The following is a 20,915-nucleotide window of genomic DNA, read 5'->3' on the forward strand; positions in this document are numbered from 1 at the left end:
TATGAGCAACCTCGAACAACGACTTACCGAGCTGGAAGTGCGCCTCACCTTCATCGATGAGGCCGTGCAAGCGCTGACTGCCGCGGATGCCGACCAATCCCTGCGCCTGGTCGAATTGGAGCGCCTCGTGCGCGATTTGCGCAACGAGTTGGCGACGGTGAGAACGGGGCAGGGGCATGATCCGCACTCTGAGCCGCCTCCGCCGCATTATTGAAACGCACCACGTAACATCGGATTTCGATCATGGTTGATTCACTGCGAGATCAGCTGCTCAAGAGCGGCATCGTCAAACAGATCAAGGACGAAAAGCGCCAGCAACAGCCGGCGCCCAGGCCGGGCGGTGCCCACGGCAAAGGCAAGCCGCCGCACAAACCCGAACGGCCTGCGCGCAGCCAGGAAGAGATCGATCTGGCCAAGGCCTACGCCATACGCGCCCATACCGAGGCGGCTGAGCGCAAACGCGCCGAACAGGAAGCCGCCGAGCAGGCGCGTCTGAAGCGCGAGCGGAAAGCCAAGGTGCAGCAACTGCTACAAGGCCAGACGCTCAATAAGGCCGAGGCCGACCAGGTGCGCCACTTTGAATACGGCGGCAAGATTCGGCGCATCTACGTCGATGCCGCGCAGCTGGCCGAACTCAACGCCGGCAAGCTGGGCATCGTGCAAAACGGCGGCCGGTACGTGCTGGTGAGTCAGGCGGTCGCCAAGCTGATCAGCGAGATCGAACCGAATCTCGTGGCCCTACTGGTCGATGCCTCATCCGGCGGTATCGGCGAAGATGGGGTGCCGGACGACTTGATGTGGTGAAGAGGTAAAAAAAAAGGTGCCGCCTGGGCACCTTTTTTTGTGGGCGTCTGCGTTTTGGCGTGTCGCGAGGCTGGCGGTCAGCTTGCGGCAGGAAATGCGAAACCGTCCTGCTTCAATGCCGGATGATCCCAGCCGTTCTTTGGCGTGAAACGCTCGCCGTAACGCTTCGCCAGCACGTCGAGTTTTTGGCGGACGTTTTCGGCGCCTTCGGCGCGCACGTATTGAATGGGGCCGCCGCGGAAGAAGGCGAAGCCGGTACCGAAGATCACCCCGGCGTCCAGCAGATCCGCATCGTCGACCACCTCGTCGCCCAGGCAGGCGACGGCTTCATTGATCAGCGACAGGATCATGCGGTCCTGCAGATCCGGCGGCGGGGTGTAGTCGGGGTCCACTTCGGGTTTCTGCGGTTTGCCGTCCTGCCACGTATACAGGCCCTGGCCATCTTTCTTGCCGCGTTTGCCGGCCTGCAGCTTGTCTTCCAGACCAGGAGGCAGCTCAAGGCCAAGGAACGGGGCCAACTCCTTGCCGACCGCGGCGCACACATCCAGCCCAACGGTATCTGCCAGCTCGATCGGCCCCATCAGCATGCCGAAGTTCTTCGCCTGCTTGTCCAGAACCGGGCCAGGTACCCCTTCGCTATACAAGCGCAAGGCTTCGAGCAGATAGGGCATCAGGATGCGATTGACGAGGAAACCAGGCGTTCCCTTGACCGCCACCGGCAGCTTGCCGATGGCTTTGCAGAAAGCCAGTGCACGTTTTTCGATCGCCGGATCCAACTGGTCGTGACGTACCACTTCGACCAACAGCATCTGCGCCACCGGATTGAAGAAATGCAGCCCAAGAAAGCGCTGCGGTGCTTGCAGCCCTTTGCGCAATTCGTCGAGTGGAATCGACGACGTATTGCTGGCCAGGATTTCATCCTTGCGGAATTGAGGTTCGATGGTGGCGTACAGCGCTTCCTTGGCCGGGGCGCTTTCAAAGATGGCTTCGATGGCCAGGTCGGCCTGGGCTATGCCGGAACCCTCTACGTCGGCGCGCAGGCGGCGGGTTGCCGAGTCCACTTTTTCGGGTGTTTTCAGCTTTTTCTCGTACAGCGTGCGAGCACGGTCCAGGGCGGGCTGGATGTACTTCATTTCGCGGTCTTGCAGCGTGACCTCGAAACCCTTCAGTGCCGCCCATGCCGCAATGTCGCCGCCCATGACACCGGCACCGACCACGTGCACGTGCCGGATGCCCGCGTCGACGCCGCTGCCTTGATTTTTCAGGCGCTCCTGCAGGAAGAAAATGCGGATGAGATTGTGCGCAGTCGGCGTATTGGCGAGCTTGGACACCGAACGTGCTTCCAGCTTCAAGCGTTGCTGGATATTGCCGCCGCCGCGCTTCCAGACGTCGATGAGCGCGAAGGGGGCCGGGTAGTGTTCCTTGCGAACTTTCGCGGCGGTCTGCTTGATCACCATGGGCGCCAGGATTTGCCGCGCCAACCAGGTATTGGTCGCCCAGGCGGTGACGCGCTGGGCCAGCGGGCGCGTCTGGGGGTTGCGCAGCAGAGAGCGCGCCTCCGCCAGCAGTTCGTCGGCCCGGGCCAGCCGATCGACCATGCCCAGGTTTTTGGCCCGGCGCGCCGACAGGGGGCGGCCGGTCAGCATGATCGGCAGTGCCTCGGGGGCGCCGATCAGGCGCGGCAGGCGGGCCGACCCACCCCAGCCGGGATGAATGCCCAGTTGCACTTCGGGCAGCCCGATCCGGGTCTTGTCGTCGTCGGCTGCGATGCGCTGTCGGCAAGCCAGCATCAACTCGGTGCCGCCGCCCATGCAGGCACCATGCACGGCCGCCACGGTTGGGCAGGGCAGTCGCGCCAATGCCTCGAAAACACGCTGGCCGTTCTCGATGTTTTCCTGCACGGTGCCGTGCTTGGCGTACTCGACGAATTCCTTGATGTCCGCGCCAACCGCAAATCCGTTCGATTTTGCTGAATGGATGATCACCCCGGCCGGCTTTTCGATGGCAAGGCGCTCGACAATCTGGCCAAGCTCATCGAGCACTTCCCGCGAAATGGCGTTGACGCTGCTGTTGGCGCGATCCAGGGTTAGCGTGACTATGCCGCTGTCGTCCAGGCTCGTTTTCCAATGGTTAAAGCGCAGTCCTTCGAACATGGGGCTAGGGCGGTGGCCGAGAGATCGTCACCATACCGTCCCGCAGCGTTGATTGCGAGACGCTCCGGTCCAGGAAAGGCGCCCATGCCGCAACGCCGCATGAGGGGGAGCCACGAGATGCCGCATGCGTCACGCCACGGCACGCCGCCTATTGCGCTTGGCGCGCGAGTGCGTAACGTACGAGGCGCAACGTTCCTTTCTGACATGGGCGCTATGACTCCCCTGATGGCTCCAGCGCCGCTTGCCGGCAGCGATCTCTACGAGCGCATCCTGACTGCGCCGGGCGGGCTGGTTGTGCTCGAGCACGGCGACAGTGCGGCCCTGGTCGAGCAGTTCCGGGCCCTTGCCAGGCACAACGGGCAGTCCGTCTATGCCTGGAACCCCGAGGGCGGCATGGAGAATCTGCGTGAAGCGCATGCGCGCGTACCGGGATCGCAGCGGCTGAGCAACGCGCTGCGCTACATCCAGCAAAGCATTCATTTCGGTGTTTATCTGCTCGCGCAATTTCCGCTCCCCTTGACGGCGTCGGACAGTACCTTGCTGCGGCAACTGGCGCGCGCGCCGGCCGGACACGTGCGCCGCGTGGTCCTGCTGGATGCGGCGCCCAGCTTGGTGGCGAGCTTCGACGATGTCGCCGTGCGGCTGAGCAGTACTGCGCCGATGGCGCAACGCCCGCGACTGCGAGACGGCCGATGGCTGCTGTGAACGACGCCACCTTGACAACCGGCATTCTGCTGGTGGCATCGCAGCGGGAGCTGCGGCGCGAGTTGTTCGACGTACTCGATCGTGAAGGCCACCCCACCATCCACTCCGCGCGCGATACGACGCACGCCGCCATTCTGCTGGAAGGGCGCGAACCGCTTGCACTGATTGTCGTGGCCATGGATGGCGATGGGCGTTCGAGCCTGACGCTATGCGAGCAATTGCGCTTGCTGCCTCCATGTTCCGACGCGCCCATCATTGCGGTGCTGGTGGACGATACGACGATCAAGCCCACGCAGTTGCCGCCCATGATCGCCAGTTGGCTCTATGCGTCGCAGGTTGCCGCTGAGTTGATTCCTCGTTGGAAGCAACTGCAAGGCGAGGTGCCGGCGGTGGCGCCGGTGAAGCCCGTGGCTCCACCCGTCGCACCGGTATTGCCGTCGTCCGGCGGCGACTATCGGTTTGTTTTCGAAGAGGGTGAGGGCGACTGGCTGATTGTCGATCCGGTCACCGAACGCGTGGTGGAGGCCAGTCCGGCATATACGCGCCACAGCGGCCTGGCCAACAGTGTGTTGACCAGCTTGGCGCTGCGTGAAGTCTTGTCTTTTGAAAGCGCCGGCCTGGAAAAAGTGTTCGGCGATGCTGATCGTCGCTGGCTGGCCTGCCAGCGCAAATCGATTCGCGGGCACGACACTGGCGAAGCAAGCACGCGCCGGGTGAATCATGCCGGCCGTGCTTTGATCGCATTGCAGTTTCGCAGCGATCGCGCAGGCGTCCGTCCTGCCGTGGCGCTCGGCTTGCTCGCGCGCCTTTTCAGCGGTGGGCACGACGACGCCGGTGTGATGGAAGCGGCGCAGTTGCTGCTCGACGAAATGGGCCTGGATTATCTGGCCGTGTGGTCGGCGCGCCCGGAGGAGAGCAGCGTCCCGGCCCAGGTCATCCAGCGCTGGCGTGGCGACGATCATCTTTTGCCGGGTCCGCAATTGCAGAGTTCTCTGCGTCTGGTGCTGGGTGGACGCGCCCTGATGCATCCGCACGATGCCAGGCGCCTGGCGGATGTCGATCCGCTGATCGGCCAGTTGGGATTGCGCGGCTTCGTAGGTCTGCCTTTGCTCGACGAGCGCCGCAACGTGCTCGGCGCCTTGCTCGCCGGCAGTTGCAATCCGTTCGGAAATTCGGAGATCGTGGCGCCGGTATTGCATTGCGCAGCGGCGCACTTTGCGCACACGCTCGAGTTGCGGCGCACGCGCGAACAGGGTCGCGCCGAAGGCCTGCTGGATGCCTTGACGGGATTGCCCAACCGCCTGCTGTTCAACGATCGCCTCGATACCATCATTCGCGAGGCGAACCGTACCGGCGAAACGTTTGCGGTGCTGTTCGTCGACCTTGATCGTTTCAAGTTCATCAACGATACGCTTGGCCACGCCGTGGGCGACCAGGTGCTGGTTGCCGTCACGCAGCGGCTGCGCAGCAGTGTGCGTGCCTCCGATACCGTGGCTCGCTACGCCGGCGACGAGTTCACCATCGTGCTGCGGCACATCGTGAAAACGGATGATGTGCTGCGCGTCGCCGAAAAGATCGTGCAGTTGATGGACGTGCCTCTGCATCTGGACGACGGTCCGGAATTGCAGGTGACTGCATCCATCGGCGTGAGTTTTTTCCCGGAAGATGCGCCGGATGCCGAAACCTTGCTCAAGCATGCCGACGAGGCCATGTACGCGGCCAAGAGCATGGGGCGCAACAACTACCGTGTCTACGACGTCAGCCCGGCCCAGGAGCAGCAAAACGCGGCTCTGAAAGCGCGCCTTCGCCATGCCGAAGGCAACGGCGAGCTGCGCGTGTTCTATCAGCCGCAGATCAATGCGGGGACGGAAGACATCGTCGGCATGGAAGCCTTGCTGCGCTGGGAGCATCCGGAACTGGGCAACATCGGTCCGGGCTTCTTCATTCCGCTGGCCGAGGAAACCGGGCTGATCGTTTCGATCGGCGAGTGGGTGCTGCGCAATGCCTGCAAACAGGCAAAGGCCTGGGAAGACCGTTTCGGCCTGGGTCTGCGGATCGGGGTGAATCTTTCGGCCGTGCAATTGATGCAGCCCGATCTCTCCGAGGTCGTGGCCACCGTGCTCCAGGAAACGGGATTGGACCCGAACCAACTGGAACTGGAGGTCACCGAGAGCATCAGCATCAAGGCGGCCCCAAACTTGATGGAAAACATGCAAAAGTTGCATCGGCTGGGTTGCCACATCGCCATCGACGATTTCGGCACCGGTGCCGCTTCCCTGGACTACCTGCGCAAGCTGCCCGCCGACCGCATCAAGATCGACCAGAGTTTCGTGCGCAATATCGGGGTGGACCCGGACGATGAAGCCATTGTCCGCGCCACCATCGAGATGGCGCATCGATTGAAGCGCGGTGTGGTGGCGGAGGGCGTGGAGATCGAACAGCACCTGCAATTCCTGCGTGCCAATCATTGCGATGAGCTGCAGGGGTATCTGTTCTGCCGCCCGCTGCCCCAGGCCAGTTTCGAGCGCCTGCTGGCAGAGCGGGAGCGCCTGCTGTCCGGCGCCCTGGAAAAGCTGCCGGCTTGAGCCCGGCCTGGATGGCCATATCCTAGAATGCCAACGGGAGCTCGACGTTCGTGCTGAACTTGCGCGTGCGGACAGGGTCAGATCAGCCTACCCATCCGATGGACGGCATTCCGGTATGGTGCAGAAACGAAGGAGACGGCCCGGATGGGCGAGAACGAACTCGATAGTGCGCTGGTTGAGCGTGTTCAAAATGGGGACAAGCGTGCTTTCGATTTGCTCGTGCGCAAGTACCAGCACAAGGTCCTGGGGCTGATTTCCCGGTACGTGCACAATCATGCCGAGTGCGAAGACGTGGCTCAGGAGGCCTTCGTGCGCGCTTGGCGGGCCATTGGCTCGTTCCGTGGGGAAAGTGCTTTCTATACCTGGATGTACAAGATTGCCGTGAATACGGCCAAGAACCACCTGGTGGCCATGGGGCGGCGCCCGCCCATGGACGATATTGCGGTCGAGGACGCGGTTTTCGTGCCCGGAGCCGACCGCATGCAGGAGGGGGCCACCCCCGAGCGCGAATTAATGCGCCAGGAAATTGAACAAACGGTGTTTAACACTGTCCAAGCGTTGCCTGAGGAGCTGCGGACGGCCATCACCCTGCGTGAAGTGGAAGGCCTCAGCTACGAAGAGATTGCCGAAGCCATGGGCTGCCCGATAGGCACGGTGCGTTCACGCATCTTCCGGGCACGTGAGGCGATCGATGAAAAGTTGCGGCCACTGCTTTCAGACCGCGAGGATCGGATGTCATGAGTGAAGCGAACATGGAAAACATTTCCTCGGCGATGGACGGGCAACTGTCCAAAGACGAACTGCGCTTTTTGCTGCGCAGGCTGGATCGCGATGCTTCGCTGGTAGATGCCTGGGCCCGCTATCACGTCGCCGGCGACAGCTTGCGACGCCAGCTGCCGGCGGTGGCCAGTGTCGGCTTCGCGATGCGCGTGATGGAGGTCATCGAAGGCGAGCAGGAGGCAAGTCCGGTAGCGCACAAGCGCCGCGACTGGCTGCGCCTGTCCGTGGGCGGCGCCATCGCCGCCAGCGTGGCCGTGGTCGCGCTGATGGTCTCGCAGCCTACGGCACCTGATTCCGCACGCGCCGCCCGGACCACCGCCGACGTAAGCCCCCAAGGGGGCCATGCCGATGCGGCGCTGGCATCGGTCAATCCGGTGCACGCCAGCAACGATGTACTGGCTGCCGTGCCGCCCTCGCTGAGTGCCTATTCGGCCTCCGGACTCAGCCAGCGTGCGTCCGTGACATTGGGTGATCCGTCCGACAACCCGTTGTTCCAGCAGTATCAGGCGGGGCAGCGCTATTCCGTGAATGGCTATCGAGCCATGAACAATCACGACGGCAGCTACCTGCTGCTGATCGATACGCCGCAGGCCAAGTCCGCGGTGCGGCAGCAGCCGGCCTACCAGGTAGGTGCGGGGCGTTGATGCCCCGCCTTTCCTTGCATCCAGGCTGAGAGGCCTGCAGTCCCTTTCTTAAAAGTTGGCCCCCCTTCTCGTTCCCACGCTACGAGCCACGGAGCGGGAGTCGGGCTGCCCAGAATCGAGGAGGAACCATGAGTCACCCCCGTCTCGTCAGCACTCGTCTTTTCAGCGGCTTGATGTGCTGCGCCTTGGTCGTGGGATTCGCCAGTCCCGGCATGGCGTGGGCGCAAGCCGCCCCGACGGTTGCCGGACTGCCCGATTTCACCGGAATCGTGCAGAAAAACGCCCCGGCCGTCGTGCAAGTGGAGGCGAAGTACACCGGTCGCCGCCCCAAGGGAGCGCGCGGCATGCCCATGCAGGGCATGGATCCGGGACAGGCGGAAATTTTCCGGCGATTCTTCGGCATGCCGATGATGCCCTCACCTGAAGACCAGGCCCACACTTCGCTGGGTTCGGGCTTCATCATTTCCGGCGACGGCTACATCATCACCAACAATCACGTGGTGGAAGGCGCCGATACGGTAACGGTTCGCCTGCAGGATCGCCGCACGCTGACGGCCAAGGTGGTCGGCACGGATGCAACCTATGACATTGCCCTGTTGAAGGTGGATGCGCGGAGCAATCTGCCGGCGGTGAGCATTGGCGACTCGCGCTTGCTCAAGCCGGGGCAATGGGTGCTGGCGATCGGCTCGCCGTTCGGTTTCGACTACACCGTGACGCAGGGCATCATCAGCGCTGTCGGTCGCAACCTGGGCAGCCAGGATCAGCCGGCCACCTCGTTCATTCAGACCGACGTGCCGATCAACCGAGGCAATTCCGGCGGCCCCCTATTCAACCTGCAGGGTCAGGTGGTTGGCGTGAATTCGCAGATCTATTCGAGCTCGGGCGGTTATCAGGGCGTTGCCTTTTCAATCCCGATCGATTTGGCCATGAACGTCGTCGGCCAGCTCAAGACCAAGGGCTACGTCACTCGCGGCCAGTTGGGCGTGGAGGTCAAGCCCGTCGACGACGATGTGGTGAAGGCGCTCAAGCTGGATCGCGCGCAAGGTGCGATCGTGGTGACGGTGACGCCGGGTAGCGCCGCGCAAAAGGCCGGCTTGCAGGCGGGCGACATCATCCTTGGGTTCAATGGGCACACGATCGACCAGGGGGCGGATCTGCCGCCGCTGGTATCGATGACTCCGCCGGGCACCACCGTGCCGGTGCAAATCTTGCGCGATGGCAAGGAAAAGACCATCAACGCGACCATCGGCACCATGCCGCGCAACCAGAATTCGGTTGCCGGAGCCGGGGCGGCTGCGCCGAGCAAGGGGGCTGATGCGCTGGGTCTTAGCGTAGAGAGCGTGGATGCGTCCACGCGCAGCCAGCTCGGCCTGCAAGCGGGCGAGGGCGTAGCCATCACCAACGTGACCGGAACGGTTGCCGCTCAGGCCGGACTGCAGCCTGGCGACGTGATCCTGATGGTCAACCAGAAGAAGGTTGGCAGCGTGGAGGCCTTCCGTGCCGCGACCGCGGGGGTGAAACCCGGGGATACCGTGCTGCTGCTGGTGCGCCGTGGTGACAGCAGCAATTTCATCGCCTTGACCGTGCCCGACCAAAACGACTGACCTCGCCTGACCCAGGGGCCTGTCACGTGACAGGTCCCTGACTGCGGCGCGCCCGGTTCGGTTCGGTTTCTCAATCCATGCGATAATGAACGGCTAATGTCGCCATCCCGGTGATAGGCTGCCCGCGCGTCGCGCCGGGTTGTGACGCTGACAGTGCATTCCATGGACCTGATCCGCAATTTCTCCATCATCGCCCACATCGATCACGGCAAATCCACGCTTGCCGACCGCATCATCCAGATTTGCGGAGGACTGGCCGAGCGTGAAATGGAAGCCCAGGTGCTGGACAGCAACCCGATCGAACGCGAGCGTGGCATCACCATCAAGGCCCAGTCCGTATCCCTTCCTTACAAGGCAAGGGACGGCAAGACCTATCAGCTCAATTTCATCGACACGCCCGGGCACGTCGACTTCTCCTATGAAGTGAGCCGCTCGCTCGCCGCCTGCGAAGGCGCGCTGCTGGTGGTCGACGCCGCGCAGGGCGTGGAAGCGCAGTCCGTAGCGAACTGCTATACGGCGGTGGAGCAGGGGCTGGAAGTGGTGCCCGTGCTCAACAAGATCGACCTGCCCACGGCCGATCCGGAAAAGGTGAAAGGCGAGATCGAGGCGGTGATCGGCATCGATGCCACCGACGCCGTGGCGGTCAGCGCCAAGACCGGGCAGAACGTCATCGAAGTGCTCGAGGCGATCGTTGCGCGCATCCCTGCGCCGAAGCCGCGCGACACCGATCGCCTGCAGGCGCTGATCATCGATTCCTGGTTCGACAACTACCTGGGTGTGGTGTCGCTGGTGCGCATCATGCAGGGCGATATCAAGCCGGGCGACAAGCTGCAGGTGATGTCGACCGGGCGTACCCACGAAGTCAGCGAAGTGGGCGTATTCACGCCCAAGCGCAAGAAGCTCGACAAGCTTTCGGCGGGCGAGGTGGGCTGGATCACGGCCGCCATCAAGGACGTGCACGGCGCCCCGGTGGGCGACACCCTGACCCAGGCCGGCAAGCCGGCGCCGCATCCCTTGCCCGGTTTCCAGACCATGCAGCCGCGCGTGTTCGCCGGCCTGTTTCCGGTCTCGGCCGACGATTACCCCGCCTTGCGCGAAGCGCTGGACAAGCTGCGCCTTAACGATGCCGCCTTGTTCTTCGAGCCGGAAAGCTCCGAAGCGATGGGTTTCGGTTTCCGCTGCGGCTTCCTCGGCATGCTGCACATGGAGATCGTGCAGGAGCGCCTGGAGCGCGAATACGATCTCAACCTCATCACTACGGCGCCGACGGTGGTCTACGAGATCCTCAAGACCGACGGCACGGTGATGGAGCTGGACAACCCCGCTCGCCTGCCGGCGTCACCGCAGATCGAAGAGATCCGCGAGCCGATCATCGTGGCGAACATCCTCACGCCGCCCGACTACATCGGCAACATCATCACCTTGTGTGAAGAGAAGCGTGGTGTGCAGCGCTCGATCCAGTACCTGGCCACCCAGGTGCAGATCAGCTACGAATTGCCGCTGGCCGAAGTGGTGCTGGATTTCTTCGACAAGCTCAAATCGGTGTCGCGCGGCTACGCCTCGATGGACTATCACCTCGAGCGCTTCGATGCCGGTCCGTTCGTGCGCGTGGACGTGCTGATCAATGGCGACCGCGTCGACGCACTCAGCCTGATCGTGCACCGCAGTCATGCCGATCGCCGCGGGCGCGAGCTGGTGGAGCGCATGAAGGATTTGATTCCGCGCCAGCAGTTCGACGTGGCCATTCAGGCCGCCATCGGCGCGCAGATCATCGCGCGTTCCACGGTCAAGGCGTTGCGCAAAAACGTGCTTGCCAAGTGCTATGGCGGCGACGTCAGCCGTAAGAAGAAGCTTCTGGAAAAGCAAAAAGAAGGCAAGAAGCGCATGAAGCAGGTCGGCCGGGTCGAGATTCCGCAGGAAGCCTTCCTCGCCGTACTCAAAGTGGACAAATAGCAACACGCTATGGAGTCATTGCATGGATTTTGATTTTTCGGCCATTTTGCTCGTCCTTACCGTCGTTTTTGGCGTGGTATGGGGCCTTGATCGCCTGTTTTTCTATAAGAATCGCAAGGCGAAATACGATGCAGCGGGCGAGGAGTATCGCGATCCGGCTCCGGTAGATTGGGCGCGTTCGCTGTTCCCGGTGATCTTCGTCGTGCTGCTGCTGCGTTCTTTCGTGGCCGAACCGTTCCGCATTCCGTCGGGATCGATGATGCCCACGCTGGATGTCGGCGACTTCATCCTGGTCAACAAGTTTGCCTACGGCCTGCGCCTGCCGGCCTTCAACAACAAGATCGTCAGCGTGGGCGAGCCCAAGCGCGGCGATGTCGTGGTATTCCGGTTTCCCGGCTTTCTTTGCCAGGACGAAAACGGCAACGTCATTCGCAGTGGCGACGTGACTTGCGCCGATCCTCACGCACCGGTCGCCAGCCAGAACTGGATCAAGCGCGTGGTGGGCCTTCCTGGCGACACCATCGAGGTGCACGACAGCCAGATCGTCATCAACGGCAAGCCGGTCATCGATACGCAGATCGGCCCCTTCAAGGGCAATGTGAGCCGTTCGGAAGACAACTACCTGCTCTATAACGGCGCAACCATCTGGAGCGAGCAGTTGGGCACGGCGAATCACTTGATCGCGCGCATGCCTTCCCTGCAGACGCCGCCTATCCCGAATGCGCGGGTACCGTCGGTCGTGCCGCCAAATTGCTACATCGTGATGGGCGACGACCGTGAAAACAGCGAAGACAGCCGCTGGTGGGGCTGCATGCCGGAGCAAAACCTGGTCGGCAAGGCTTTCATGATCTGGTTCAGCTGGAAGGGCGTGCACACCGGGGCCGTGGATTTCCATCGGATCGGCATGCTCATTCGTTGAGTGGGCGCGCCGGCCCGGACGGAATCGTGAACGCGTCGCTGGCGGCGGGCGCGCCGACCGGGCAAAGTATGCGCAAACGGGTTCAGGCAAGGCGCGCCACAAGGGCGACATAGCGAGGGGACTATGCAATCCAGGCAAACGGGTATTACGTTGTTTTCGTTTTTGATCGTGGTACTGGTGGCCGGCTTTTTCGCCTATATGGCGATGAAGCTGGTTCCCGCCTACACCGAATTCATGGGCGTGCAAAAAGCCATGACCGAAGTGTCCAGCGAAAACGTGGACGGAAAATCGCCGGAAGAAATCCGTCGCGATCTCATGAAGAGAATGAACTACCAATACGTCGGCGACGATACCGTCCAGGCCGGCGACATCTCGATCGGACAAGGCGCGCAGGGGTCGGAATTGCGCGTTGCCTATGACAAGGACATTCCGTTCATTTACAACATCGACTTCCTCGTCCACTTTGAAAAGGCCGTGCCCATCCAGGGCAATATCGCGGCGCCGAACTAAGAACGTAAGTGGAACTGCTTCATCATTTTCGCGATACCTCGCTTGCCGCGCTGGCCTTGACCCATCGCAGCGCGGGCAAGCCCAATAACGAGCGCATGGAATTTCTCGGCGACGCCCTGCTCGGCGCGATCGTCGCGGAAATGCTCTACGAAACGCATCCGAAAGCGTCCGAGGGTGAAATGTCACGCCTGCGCGCGCAACTGGTCAACGGGCAGGCCCTGGCGGTGATGGCCCGGGAGCTGGAACTGGGCGATCGCCTCAAGCTGGGCTCCGGCGAACTGAAGAGCGGCGGTTTCCGGCGCGATTCGATTCTTGCCGACGCGTTCGAGGCCCTGGTGGCGGCGGTTTACCTGGACGCGGGCTTCGAAGCCTGCCGCAAGGCTGTCCGCACCCTGTTTGCCGACCGCGTGGCCGCGTTGCCGCGCTCATCCAAGGATGCCAAGACCCGGCTGCAGGAATGGCTGCAGGCCCGTGGCTGGCCTCTGCCTCAGTACGAGTTGGTGGGGGCCGAAGGCGAGGACCATGCACGGACCTTCGATGTGAATTGCGCGGTGAGCGAACCCTTGGTTGTCACTGCCTCCGGCCGCGGCGGCAGCCGGCGTCTGGCCGAACAGGATGCCGCCGAAATCGTCCTGAGCCGCCTGCAGGAGGCCCAGGACGGGGGCTGAGTCCGCCCTCCCGGCCTGTTCCGGTCTTACCTCCGCTTGTTTAAATCAGTGGCGTTCGCCGGTGTGCGGAGCCATGCTTATACCCGCCTACAAAAAGTATCTATAAAGAGTATTGCGTGCCATGAACGACGAACGCGACGATGACATCGCCCAAAACGAACTGCCCCATCCGGATTTCCGATGCGGTTTCGTAGCACTGGCTGGCCGCCCGAACGTCGGCAAGTCGACCTTGCTCAATGCGCTGATCGGCTTTCGCCTGTCCATCGTCAGCCCACGGCCGCAGACCACGCGCCACCGCATTCTCGGCATTGCCACCAGCGAGGCCGGGCAGGTTCTTTACGTCGACACGCCGGGTCTGCATCGCGGCGCCAAGCGTGCGATGAACCGCAGCCTCAATCGCGCGGTGCGCTCGGCCATCAGCGAGGTTGAGCTGGCCGTGCAGGTGATCGAAGCTGGCCGCTGGACCGATGAGGATCAGGCGCTTTACGAAGCCCTGGCCGAGCAGAACGTTCCCCGGCTGCTGGTCATCAACAAGGTGGACCTCAGCAAAGACAAGTCCACCATGCTGCCCTTCGTCGCGGAGTTGTGCGAAAAGCACAGCTTCGAATCCGTGCATTACATCAGTGCGTTGAAGCGCAAGGGTCTGGAATCGCTGACCAAGGACATTCTGTCCCGCCTGCCGGTGCGTGCGCCGATCTTCGGCGAAGACGAAATCACCGACCGCAGCGAACGCTTCCTGGCCGCCGAAATGGTGCGCGAGCAATTGATGCTGCGGCTCGACCAGGAGTTGCCCTATGCCACGACGGTCGAAATCGAGCAGTTCAAGGATCGCGAGGATGGCGTGGCCGAGATCCACGCCGTGATCTGGGTCGAGCGCGATGGGCAAAAAGCCATCGTCATCGGGCAGGGCGGGGAGCAGCTAAAGGCCATTGGAACTGCCGCGCGCCGGCACATGGAAAAGATGTTCGACCGCAAAGTCTTCCTGCGCCTGTGGGTCAAGGTGCGTGAAGGCTGGGTGGACGACGAGTCCATGCTCAAGCAGTTCGGCTATACCGACTGATACCTGAGCCCGGCAGGGAAAGGCACCAGGATGCTGATCGAGCAACAACCTGCCTTCGTGCTGCACAGCCGGCCGTATCGGGAAACCTCGCTACTGCTTGAATGCTTTACCCGCGACCACGGCCGCCTGGGCGTCGTGGCGCGTGGCGTGCGCAGTGAGCGCGGCCGCATGCTGCGCTCACAACTCGAGCCCTTCCAGCCGCTGCTGCTGGACCTGCAGCTTCGCGGCGAATTGGCTACCTTGCGGACCGCCGAGCCGGCGGGCCCGGCGCAGCGTTTGTCCGGAGATGCCGGCCTGGCTGGCTTGTATGTCAACGAGCTGGTCGTGCGCCTGACCGAACGCCAGGATCCGCACCCATCACTGTATGCCGCCTATGCGCGGGCTCTCGAGCGCATGGCCGGGCAGCCGCCGCTGGCGTGGCAGTTGCGCCGTTTCGAGCGCGACCTGCTCGCGGCATTGGGCTATGCGCTGCAGCTCGAAGAGGATGCGGACCTGGGCGAGCCGCTACAGGCCGAGTCTTTGTATGTCTACCGCCCCGAGCATGGTCCCGTGCGTTGTCGCGTGCCCGAACCCCACGCCGTGCGCGGGGGCGATCTGTTGTCGCTGCAGCGGGATGCCATGCCCGACGCGCAGGGCTTGCATGCATTGCGCGGCATGATGCGCGAGCTGATTCGTTTTCACCTGGGTGGCATAGAACTGCGTGCATGGCGCGTTCTGCGCGGAGCGCTCACGCGACGATGACGCCATCAAGGCGTGCCTAGCGCCTGGATGGTCTGCCGCAGCGATTGGCGAAACTCCCCCAAGGGCAGCATCGCCCCCTGATGCGAGAGTTTCAGGTGCTGCTGCAACGATGCCGCGTGCTCGCCCAACGAGATGGCACCGCAAAAGCCGCAGGATGACCGCAGCTTGTGCAGGCGTGCTTCCAGTGTCTTGGCGTCCTGGCACAACGTTTCCAGTTCCCGGTCGATAGTTATCAGTTCCTGGTAGAACAGGCCGCGCAAGGCTTGCACGACGGCCGGCGAGCCACCTGCACTCAGCGCCTGCCCATCATCCAGCAAGGGCAGCTTCTGCCTGTCCGTCACCGCCAGGGCGAGGATGTCTCTCAGGTCGCTCAATGTGCAGGGTTTCAGCAGCACGGCATGAAAGCCGGCAGCGAGCAACCTCCGTCTAGCCTGTGCGTCGATTTCCGCGCTGCTGGCCACGGCGGGGGCGCAGACCGAATGTGCTTCATGGGTATTGCGCAAATCCCTCAGCACGCTTTCGGCATCGCCGCCCGGCATGCGGCAATCGAGTATCAATAAATCAAATATTTCGCTGCGTGCGCGGTCAAGGGCGGAGCTGCCATCCGGACTCAGTGTGACGATGGCGCCGAGCCGATGCAGCGCATCGCCCAGGAAGCAGAGGCTGGTTTCATCGTCATCGGCTACCAGGACCCGGGGCGCTGATAAACGATCAGAGGGGGGGCTGGATAGTCCCTGCATGCGTTTCATGTCCGTATCGTTCAGCTGAGTTTGGCAGAATGGGCGTACATGATGTGTGCTCCCCTCCGCCTGCTGCTGTGCATGTGTGTGCTTTGCGGCCTCTTCGGGGCGATGCCCGCGTGGGCGGATACCGTGCTGGCAGCCAAGCGGGTCGACGTGTCCGGTGTCAGCCTGCAGGACGTGCGGGCACGGCTGGCCCCTGGTGCCACTCCCGATACGTTGCAGATTACCTTGCAGGCAGCCAAGGCGGACATTCCGGTCTTTGGCTGGCGGCACGTAGGGCTCACGTTAGAGGGCAACCTGCACCGCGACGCGCAGATGCGCTGGATGTTCGATGGCAAGGTGCAATTGAGCGGCGCGCCCGGCGGGGCATTGAGCAATGCCGTCGTGAGCCTGGTGGTGGACGCCTCGGCCAATACCCTGGCGATCAACACCAACCAGGGGCCAACGCTGATCAACACGGCTTTCCCGCTCGATCAGCCCAGCCATGCGCAGATCAACTTGCGCAATCTCCCCGCCGCCTGGCTGCAGGGGATATTGAGCGCGTCGTGGCCCGGACACATTACGGGTGGAAAGCTCGATGCGGATCTTGCGCTGGACATGCGTGGAGAGGGCTATCAGTCGTCCGGCGATTTTACGGTTGCGGATCTCAAGTTCCTCACCCCATCAGGCAATCCGGGCGGAGAGGATCTCGTCGGTCACGCTCGTTTCTCGCTCGACGCCACCGGCCATCCCGCCCAGCTTGCGCTCAACGGCGGCGTGCACGGCGGCCAGTTGCAGCTAGGTCCGGTGCTGGCGCGGCTTCCTGCGCACGATGTGGTGTTCGATCTGGGTGCCAACGTGGAGAAGGGCGGCCTGACCATCAGCCATTTGCGCATGGACGATGTCGACGCCATGCAACTGGACGGCTCGCTTTCCATCGATGCCAAAGGCCGTTTGCAAAAAATCCGGCTGGATCATTTCCAGGCCCGCTTCCCGGCAGCCTACGATCGTTACGGTCAGCCCTGGCTCGATAGCGCCGCTGCGCCCAATCTTCGTGTCGCGGGGCAGGTCGAGGGGCACGTCGACTACGCTGCCGACGCCTTGCACAGCTTTGCGTTCCACACTGACGGACTCGACCTTGCCGATGGCGGCGGGCATTGGCAGGCCGATGGCGTGCACGGCGATGTCGATTGGTCGGCCCAAGGCGACCGGCCGGTAACGATCCTGGGTTGGAATCAACTGGTGCTGCGCCAGTTCGGCATCGGTGCAGAGCAGACTCGCTGGCGTAGCCACGGCGGTGCCTTGAGTCTGCAATCGCCGCTCGAGATCCCGCTGCTCAAGGGGCAGATGCGCGTCGCGAGCTTCGCGTGGCGGCCGGCGGCCGCGAAGGCGGAACGTGTCGATCTGGCGGCAAACCTGTCCAATGTGGATGTGGCTGCACTGGCACAAAGCATGGGTTGGACCCCGTTCCCCGGCCGGCTCGGCGGCAATATTTCTTCGATGCAATGGCTGGACGGCCACTACGCGTTGGAAGGCGAGCTGGCCATCCAGGCCTTCGATGGCTCCGTTGCGATCAATCACCTGTCCGTCGAACAACCTTTCGGCGTCGTCCCGGTCGTAGGAGCGGACATCAGCCTGCATCACCTGGACCTGGCCCCGCTGGCCGATACGTTCAATTTCGGCAGCATGAGCGGATGGCTGGACGGCTCCATCGAGGACCTGCAACTGGCCGGCGGCAACCCGCTCGCCTTCAAGGCGTCCCTGTTGGCCCAGGCCGGTGGGCGCATCAGTCTGCGCGCCGCCAACAATCTTTCCGTCATCACCGGCGGTGCGCCGGCGAGCGGCTTGCAGGGCGCGGTGCTGAAGCTGTTCAAGAACAGCCTCAATTACAAGCGCATGGGCATCAACGCCAGTCTGCAAAATGGCGTATGCAACCTCAGCGGCCTGGATAACGGCGACGCCAGCAACTACACCATTGTCGAGGGGAGCGGCTTGCCCTATCTGCACGTGGTGGGCGAACAGACGCGGGTGGAATGGCCGGTCCTGGTCCATCGCCTGAAAGCGGCCTCCCAGGGGGCGGTCACTGAGCGGTAGGCCCCGCCGGCCGCTGGTATCATGCGTGGCCGGGCTCGTTTCGCCCGATTCCAAACTTTCCTCCGCCCGGGTCGGCCGATCCGGGCTTCACGTTTTCCAAGAGTGCCGATGAACGAGTTCGAAGCCCCCATCACCGATTTGAGTCACGACGGCCGGGGTGTGGCCCGCATCGACGGCAAGACGGTATTTGTCGCCGGAGCGCTGCTCGGCGAGCAGGTGCGGATGAAAATCCGCAAGCGCCACCGCAATTTCGACGAAGCGGAAACCATCGAGGTGATCACCCGTTCCCCGCACCGGGTGGAACCGCGTTGCCGCCATTTCGGCCAATGCGGCGGCTGCTCGCTGCAGCACCTGGATGCGCAGGCGCAGATCGAAGCCAAGCAGCGCGTGCTGGTGGACAACTTCACGCGCATCGGCAAGGTGGAACCGGAAAGCTGGTTGCCGCCGCTGACCGACGATGCCTGGGGCTACCGCCGCAAAGGCCGTCTGTCGGTGCGCGCGGTGGCCAAGAAAGGGCGCGTGCTGGTGGGCTTCCGCGAAGAAAGCAATCCGCGCTTCGTTGCCGACATCATCCATTGCGACGTCGTGCATCCGGCGCTTGGCCCGAAGATCGGCCTGCTCGGCGAACTGGTGGGCGGCATGGATGCGGCGGCCGATATTGCGCAGATCGAGTTTGCCGCCGGCGACGACACCATCGCCCTGGTGTTTCGCCACCTGAAACCCTTGAGCGAAGGCGATCGCGCCAAGCTGATCGCGTTTGCGCAGGAACACGGCTTTGCCATCTATCTTCAGCCCGGTGGCATCAGCAGCGTGCATCCGCTGTGGCCCGAGCATCCTCGGCTCGCATTTCGCATTCCGGCGGGCGAGGGCATCGATGATGTCGAACTCGAATTCCAGCCGCTCGATTTCGTGCAGGTCAACGCCGGCATGAATCGGCGCATGATGGCGCACGCGCTGCAATTGCTCGACCCGCAACGGCAGGATCGCGTGCTCGATCTCTTCTGCGGGCTGGGCAACTTCACCCTGCCGCTGGCGCGCCGGGTAGCCGAAGTGACGGGCGTCGAAGGCGAGCACGGCCTGGTGGCGCGTGCGGCCGAGAATGCAGCGCGCAACGGCATCGCCAATGCGCACTTCCACGTCGCCAACTTGTTCGAGGACCAGCGCGGCACCGATTGGGCGCGCAAACCCTGGGACAAGCTGCTGCTCGACCCGCCGCGTGCCGGCGCAGACAAGGTGCTGGAGTATTTGCCGCACGCAGAGACCCGGCGCATCGTCTACGTGTCGTGCCATCCCGCCTCGCTGGCGCGCGATGCCGGCATCCTGGTCAACCGGCACGGATTCCGCCTGGTTTCGGCGGGTGTGATGGACATGTTTCCGCACACGGCACACGTCGAATCCATCGCCCTGTTCGAACGCAGGTAACATCCGCCGATGGGTATCGAGATCGAACGCAAGTTTCTGCTCGCCGACGACACCTGGCGGGCAGCCGTTACGGGCAGCAAGCCTATCGCCCAGGGTTATCTGGTCGATGTTCGCGCCTTGCGCGACGGAACCGCGCGGGCATCGGTGCGCGTGCGCATCAGCGGCGAGCAGGCATGGCTCAACATCAAATCGGTGGAGCTGGGCGTATCCCGTGCCGAATACGAGCTGCCCTTGCCGCTGGCCGATGCGCAAACGATGCTGGCGACACTGTGCGACGGCGTGCTGGAAAAGACCCGCCATCACGTCGAGGTCGATGGCTGGCTGTTCGAGATCGACGAATTCCACGGGCACAACCACGGCCTGATCGTTGCCGAAATCGAGTTGCCTGCCGCCGATGCAGCGTTTCCGCGTCCTGTGTGGCTGGGGCGCGAAGTCAGCGATCTGGTGCGCTACTACAACGTCAATCTGATCGACCATCCGTTTGCCCGGTGGAGCGACGCCGAACGTGCGGCAGCCGACGCACGGCCTGTTTCCGGAGAGCACGTCTGATGTTGTTGATAGGTATTGCCGGCACCGAGTTGCAACCCCGTGAAGCGGCTTGGCTGACCGCCCCGGGCGTAGCCGGCGTGATCTTTTTCTCGCGCAATTACGCCAGCCGCGAACAACTGCTGGCCTTGGTGGAATCCATCCGCGCCGTGGCGGGTGAAGATTTTCTGCTCGCCGTCGATCAGGAAGGCGGCCCCGTGCAACGTTTCCGCGACGGGTTCACCCGTCTGCCTGCGCTGACGAAGATCGGCGAGGTCTACGACCGCGACCCGGTCGAGGCCGTGCGCCTGGCCGAGGAACATGCGTGGGTGATGTCCAGCGAGCTGCGTGCCAGCGGCGTCGATTTCAGTTTCGCACCGGTGGCCGACCTTGCCCGCGGCAACGCGGCGATCGGCACCCGTGCCTTTCATGCCGATCCGGCGATTGCCGGCGAGCTCGTGCACGCCTACGTTCGCGGCATGCACCTGGGCGGCATGGCCGCCGTCCTCAAGCATTTTCCCGGGCATGGCTCGGTGGCGGCGGATACGCACAAGGCCCAGGCCATCGATCCCCGCTCGTTGGAGGAGATCCGCCAGAACGACCTGCGCCCCTTCGTGGAAGCGTTCCACGCGCACGCTGACGCGATCATGATGGCCCACGTGATCTACCCCGCCGTGGACGATCAGCCGGCGGGTTATTCACGGCGCTGGATCCAGGACATCCTGCGCGGCGAATTGGATTTCCAGGGAGCGGTGATCAGCGACGACATCAGCATGGCGGCGGCCGGTACCGCCGGCGGTGTCAGGGAGCGCATCCATGCCCACCTCGCGGCCGGTTGCGACCTGGTGCTGGCCTGTTTTCCGGAGGTCGTGGAGGAGGCCATTGCCGCGATGCCGTCACCTTCGCCGGCCAGCATGCAACGCGTTGCCAGTTTGCGGGGCGCCATCGGCGCGACCTGGGCAGGCCTGCTCGACAATCCGCAGCGCGACCGTTTTGTCGCGCGCGTCACGGCAATGGATCACTAAG

At 63.2% G+C, this 20,915-nt stretch carries 19 protein-coding genes; 17 read left to right on the top strand and 2 right to left on the bottom strand.

Annotated features, from left to right (window positions below):
• The first annotated feature begins 1 nt into the window (after position 1).
• A complete protein-coding gene (locus tag ISS99_RS15540; protein ID WP_204632482.1) occupies positions 2–214 on the top strand; it encodes a SlyX family protein in 213 nt (70 codons plus the stop codon).
• A 29-nt stretch (positions 215–243) separates the two neighbouring features.
• The gene (locus tag ISS99_RS15545) at positions 244–804 is read left to right on the top strand and encodes a DUF2058 domain-containing protein (protein WP_204632483.1); all 561 of its coding nucleotides are present in this window, start codon (positions 244–246) and stop codon (positions 802–804) included.
• A gap of 77 nt (positions 805–881) precedes the next feature.
• Here the strand turns inward: ISS99_RS15545 and ISS99_RS15550 are convergent, their stop codons facing one another.
• A complete protein-coding gene (locus tag ISS99_RS15550; protein ID WP_204632484.1) occupies positions 882–2,957 on the bottom strand; it encodes a 3-hydroxyacyl-CoA dehydrogenase NAD-binding domain-containing protein in 2,076 nt (691 codons plus the stop codon).
• 225 nt (positions 2,958–3,182) lie between these two features.
• Between ISS99_RS15550 and ISS99_RS15555 the strand changes: the two genes are divergently transcribed.
• The 11 genes from ISS99_RS15555 (at position 3,183) to recO (ending at position 15,126) form a co-directional block, all read left to right on the top strand.
• A complete protein-coding gene (locus ISS99_RS15555; RefSeq protein ID WP_239537945.1) occupies positions 3,183–3,662 on the top strand; it encodes a hypothetical protein in 480 nt (159 codons plus the stop codon).
• Entirely contained in the window at positions 3,650–6,247 is a 2,598-nt protein-coding gene (locus ISS99_RS15560) for a putative bifunctional diguanylate cyclase/phosphodiesterase (protein ID WP_239537946.1), read from the top strand. Before ISS99_RS15555 ends, ISS99_RS15560 begins: the two co-directional genes overlap by 13 nt.
• Positions 6,248–6,391: 144 nt before the next feature.
• Positions 6,392–6,988 carry an RNA polymerase sigma factor RpoE gene (rpoE, locus tag ISS99_RS15565; RefSeq protein ID WP_204632486.1) on the top strand — a complete coding sequence of 199 codons (597 nt, stop codon included), beginning with the start codon at positions 6,392–6,394 and terminating at the stop codon, positions 6,986–6,988.
• Positions 6,985–7,671 carry a sigma-E factor negative regulatory protein gene (locus ISS99_RS15570; protein ID WP_204632487.1) on the top strand — a complete coding sequence of 229 codons (687 nt, stop codon included), beginning with the start codon at positions 6,985–6,987 and terminating at the stop codon, positions 7,669–7,671. Before rpoE ends, ISS99_RS15570 begins: the two co-directional genes overlap by 4 nt.
• Before the next feature lie 128 nt (positions 7,672–7,799).
• Complete coding sequence (locus ISS99_RS15575) at positions 7,800–9,275, top strand: DegQ family serine endoprotease (protein ID WP_204632488.1); 1,476 nt, start codon at positions 7,800–7,802, stop codon at positions 9,273–9,275.
• 162 nt (positions 9,276–9,437) lie between these two features.
• Positions 9,438–11,228, top strand: a complete 1,791-nt coding sequence (gene lepA / locus ISS99_RS15580) for a translation elongation factor 4 (RefSeq protein WP_204632489.1) — start codon at positions 9,438–9,440, stop codon at positions 11,226–11,228.
• A gap of 22 nt (positions 11,229–11,250) precedes the next feature.
• Positions 11,251–12,147, top strand: coding sequence for a signal peptidase I (lepB, locus tag ISS99_RS15585; protein WP_204632490.1), 897 nt, complete (start codon positions 11,251–11,253; stop codon positions 12,145–12,147).
• A gap of 123 nt (positions 12,148–12,270) precedes the next feature.
• Positions 12,271–12,657 (top strand): DUF4845 domain-containing protein, encoded by a 387-nt coding sequence (locus tag ISS99_RS15590; protein ID WP_204632491.1) that lies wholly within the window; start codon positions 12,271–12,273, stop codon positions 12,655–12,657.
• Positions 12,658–12,665: 8 nt separating this feature from the next.
• Positions 12,666–13,325 carry a ribonuclease III gene (gene rnc / locus ISS99_RS15595; RefSeq protein WP_204632492.1) on the top strand — a complete coding sequence of 220 codons (660 nt, stop codon included), beginning with the start codon at positions 12,666–12,668 and terminating at the stop codon, positions 13,323–13,325.
• A 121-nt stretch (positions 13,326–13,446) separates the two neighbouring features.
• Positions 13,447–14,385, top strand: coding sequence for a GTPase Era (gene era / locus ISS99_RS15600; protein WP_204632493.1), 939 nt, complete (start codon positions 13,447–13,449; stop codon positions 14,383–14,385).
• Positions 14,386–14,415: 30 nt separating this feature from the next.
• On the top strand, positions 14,416–15,126 hold the full coding sequence (recO, locus tag ISS99_RS15605) for a DNA repair protein RecO (RefSeq protein WP_204632494.1): 711 nt from the start codon (positions 14,416–14,418) through the stop codon (positions 15,124–15,126).
• Between the two features lie 5 nt (positions 15,127–15,131).
• Here recO and ISS99_RS15610 read toward each other — a convergent pair whose 3' ends face one another.
• Complete coding sequence (locus ISS99_RS15610; RefSeq protein WP_239537947.1) at positions 15,132–15,875, bottom strand: response regulator; 744 nt, start codon at positions 15,873–15,875, stop codon at positions 15,132–15,134.
• A 39-nt stretch (positions 15,876–15,914) separates the two neighbouring features.
• On the opposite strand from ISS99_RS15610, the gene ISS99_RS15615 reads away from it, so the two are divergent.
• From ISS99_RS15615 to nagZ, 4 genes are all read left to right on the top strand, one after another.
• Positions 15,915–17,942: a DUF748 domain-containing protein gene (locus tag ISS99_RS15615; RefSeq protein WP_204632495.1), complete on the top strand. Its 2,028-nt coding sequence runs from the start codon at positions 15,915–15,917 to the stop codon at positions 17,940–17,942.
• A 108-nt stretch (positions 17,943–18,050) separates the two neighbouring features.
• Entirely contained in the window at positions 18,051–19,364 is a 1,314-nt protein-coding gene (gene rlmD / locus ISS99_RS15620; RefSeq protein WP_204632496.1) for a 23S rRNA (uracil(1939)-C(5))-methyltransferase RlmD, read from the top strand.
• A 9-nt stretch (positions 19,365–19,373) separates the two neighbouring features.
• On the top strand, positions 19,374–19,913 hold the full coding sequence (locus tag ISS99_RS15625; protein WP_204632497.1) for a CYTH domain-containing protein: 540 nt from the start codon (positions 19,374–19,376) through the stop codon (positions 19,911–19,913).
• Entirely contained in the window at positions 19,913–20,914 is a 1,002-nt protein-coding gene (gene nagZ, locus ISS99_RS15630) for a beta-N-acetylhexosaminidase (protein WP_204632498.1), read from the top strand. Before ISS99_RS15625 ends, nagZ begins: the two co-directional genes overlap by 1 nt.
• Position 20,915 lies beyond the last annotated feature (1 nt).

This window comes from Dyella mobilis, assembly GCF_016904945.1.
GTDB classification, from domain to species: Bacteria; Pseudomonadota; Gammaproteobacteria; order Xanthomonadales; family Rhodanobacteraceae; genus Dyella_B; species Dyella_B mobilis.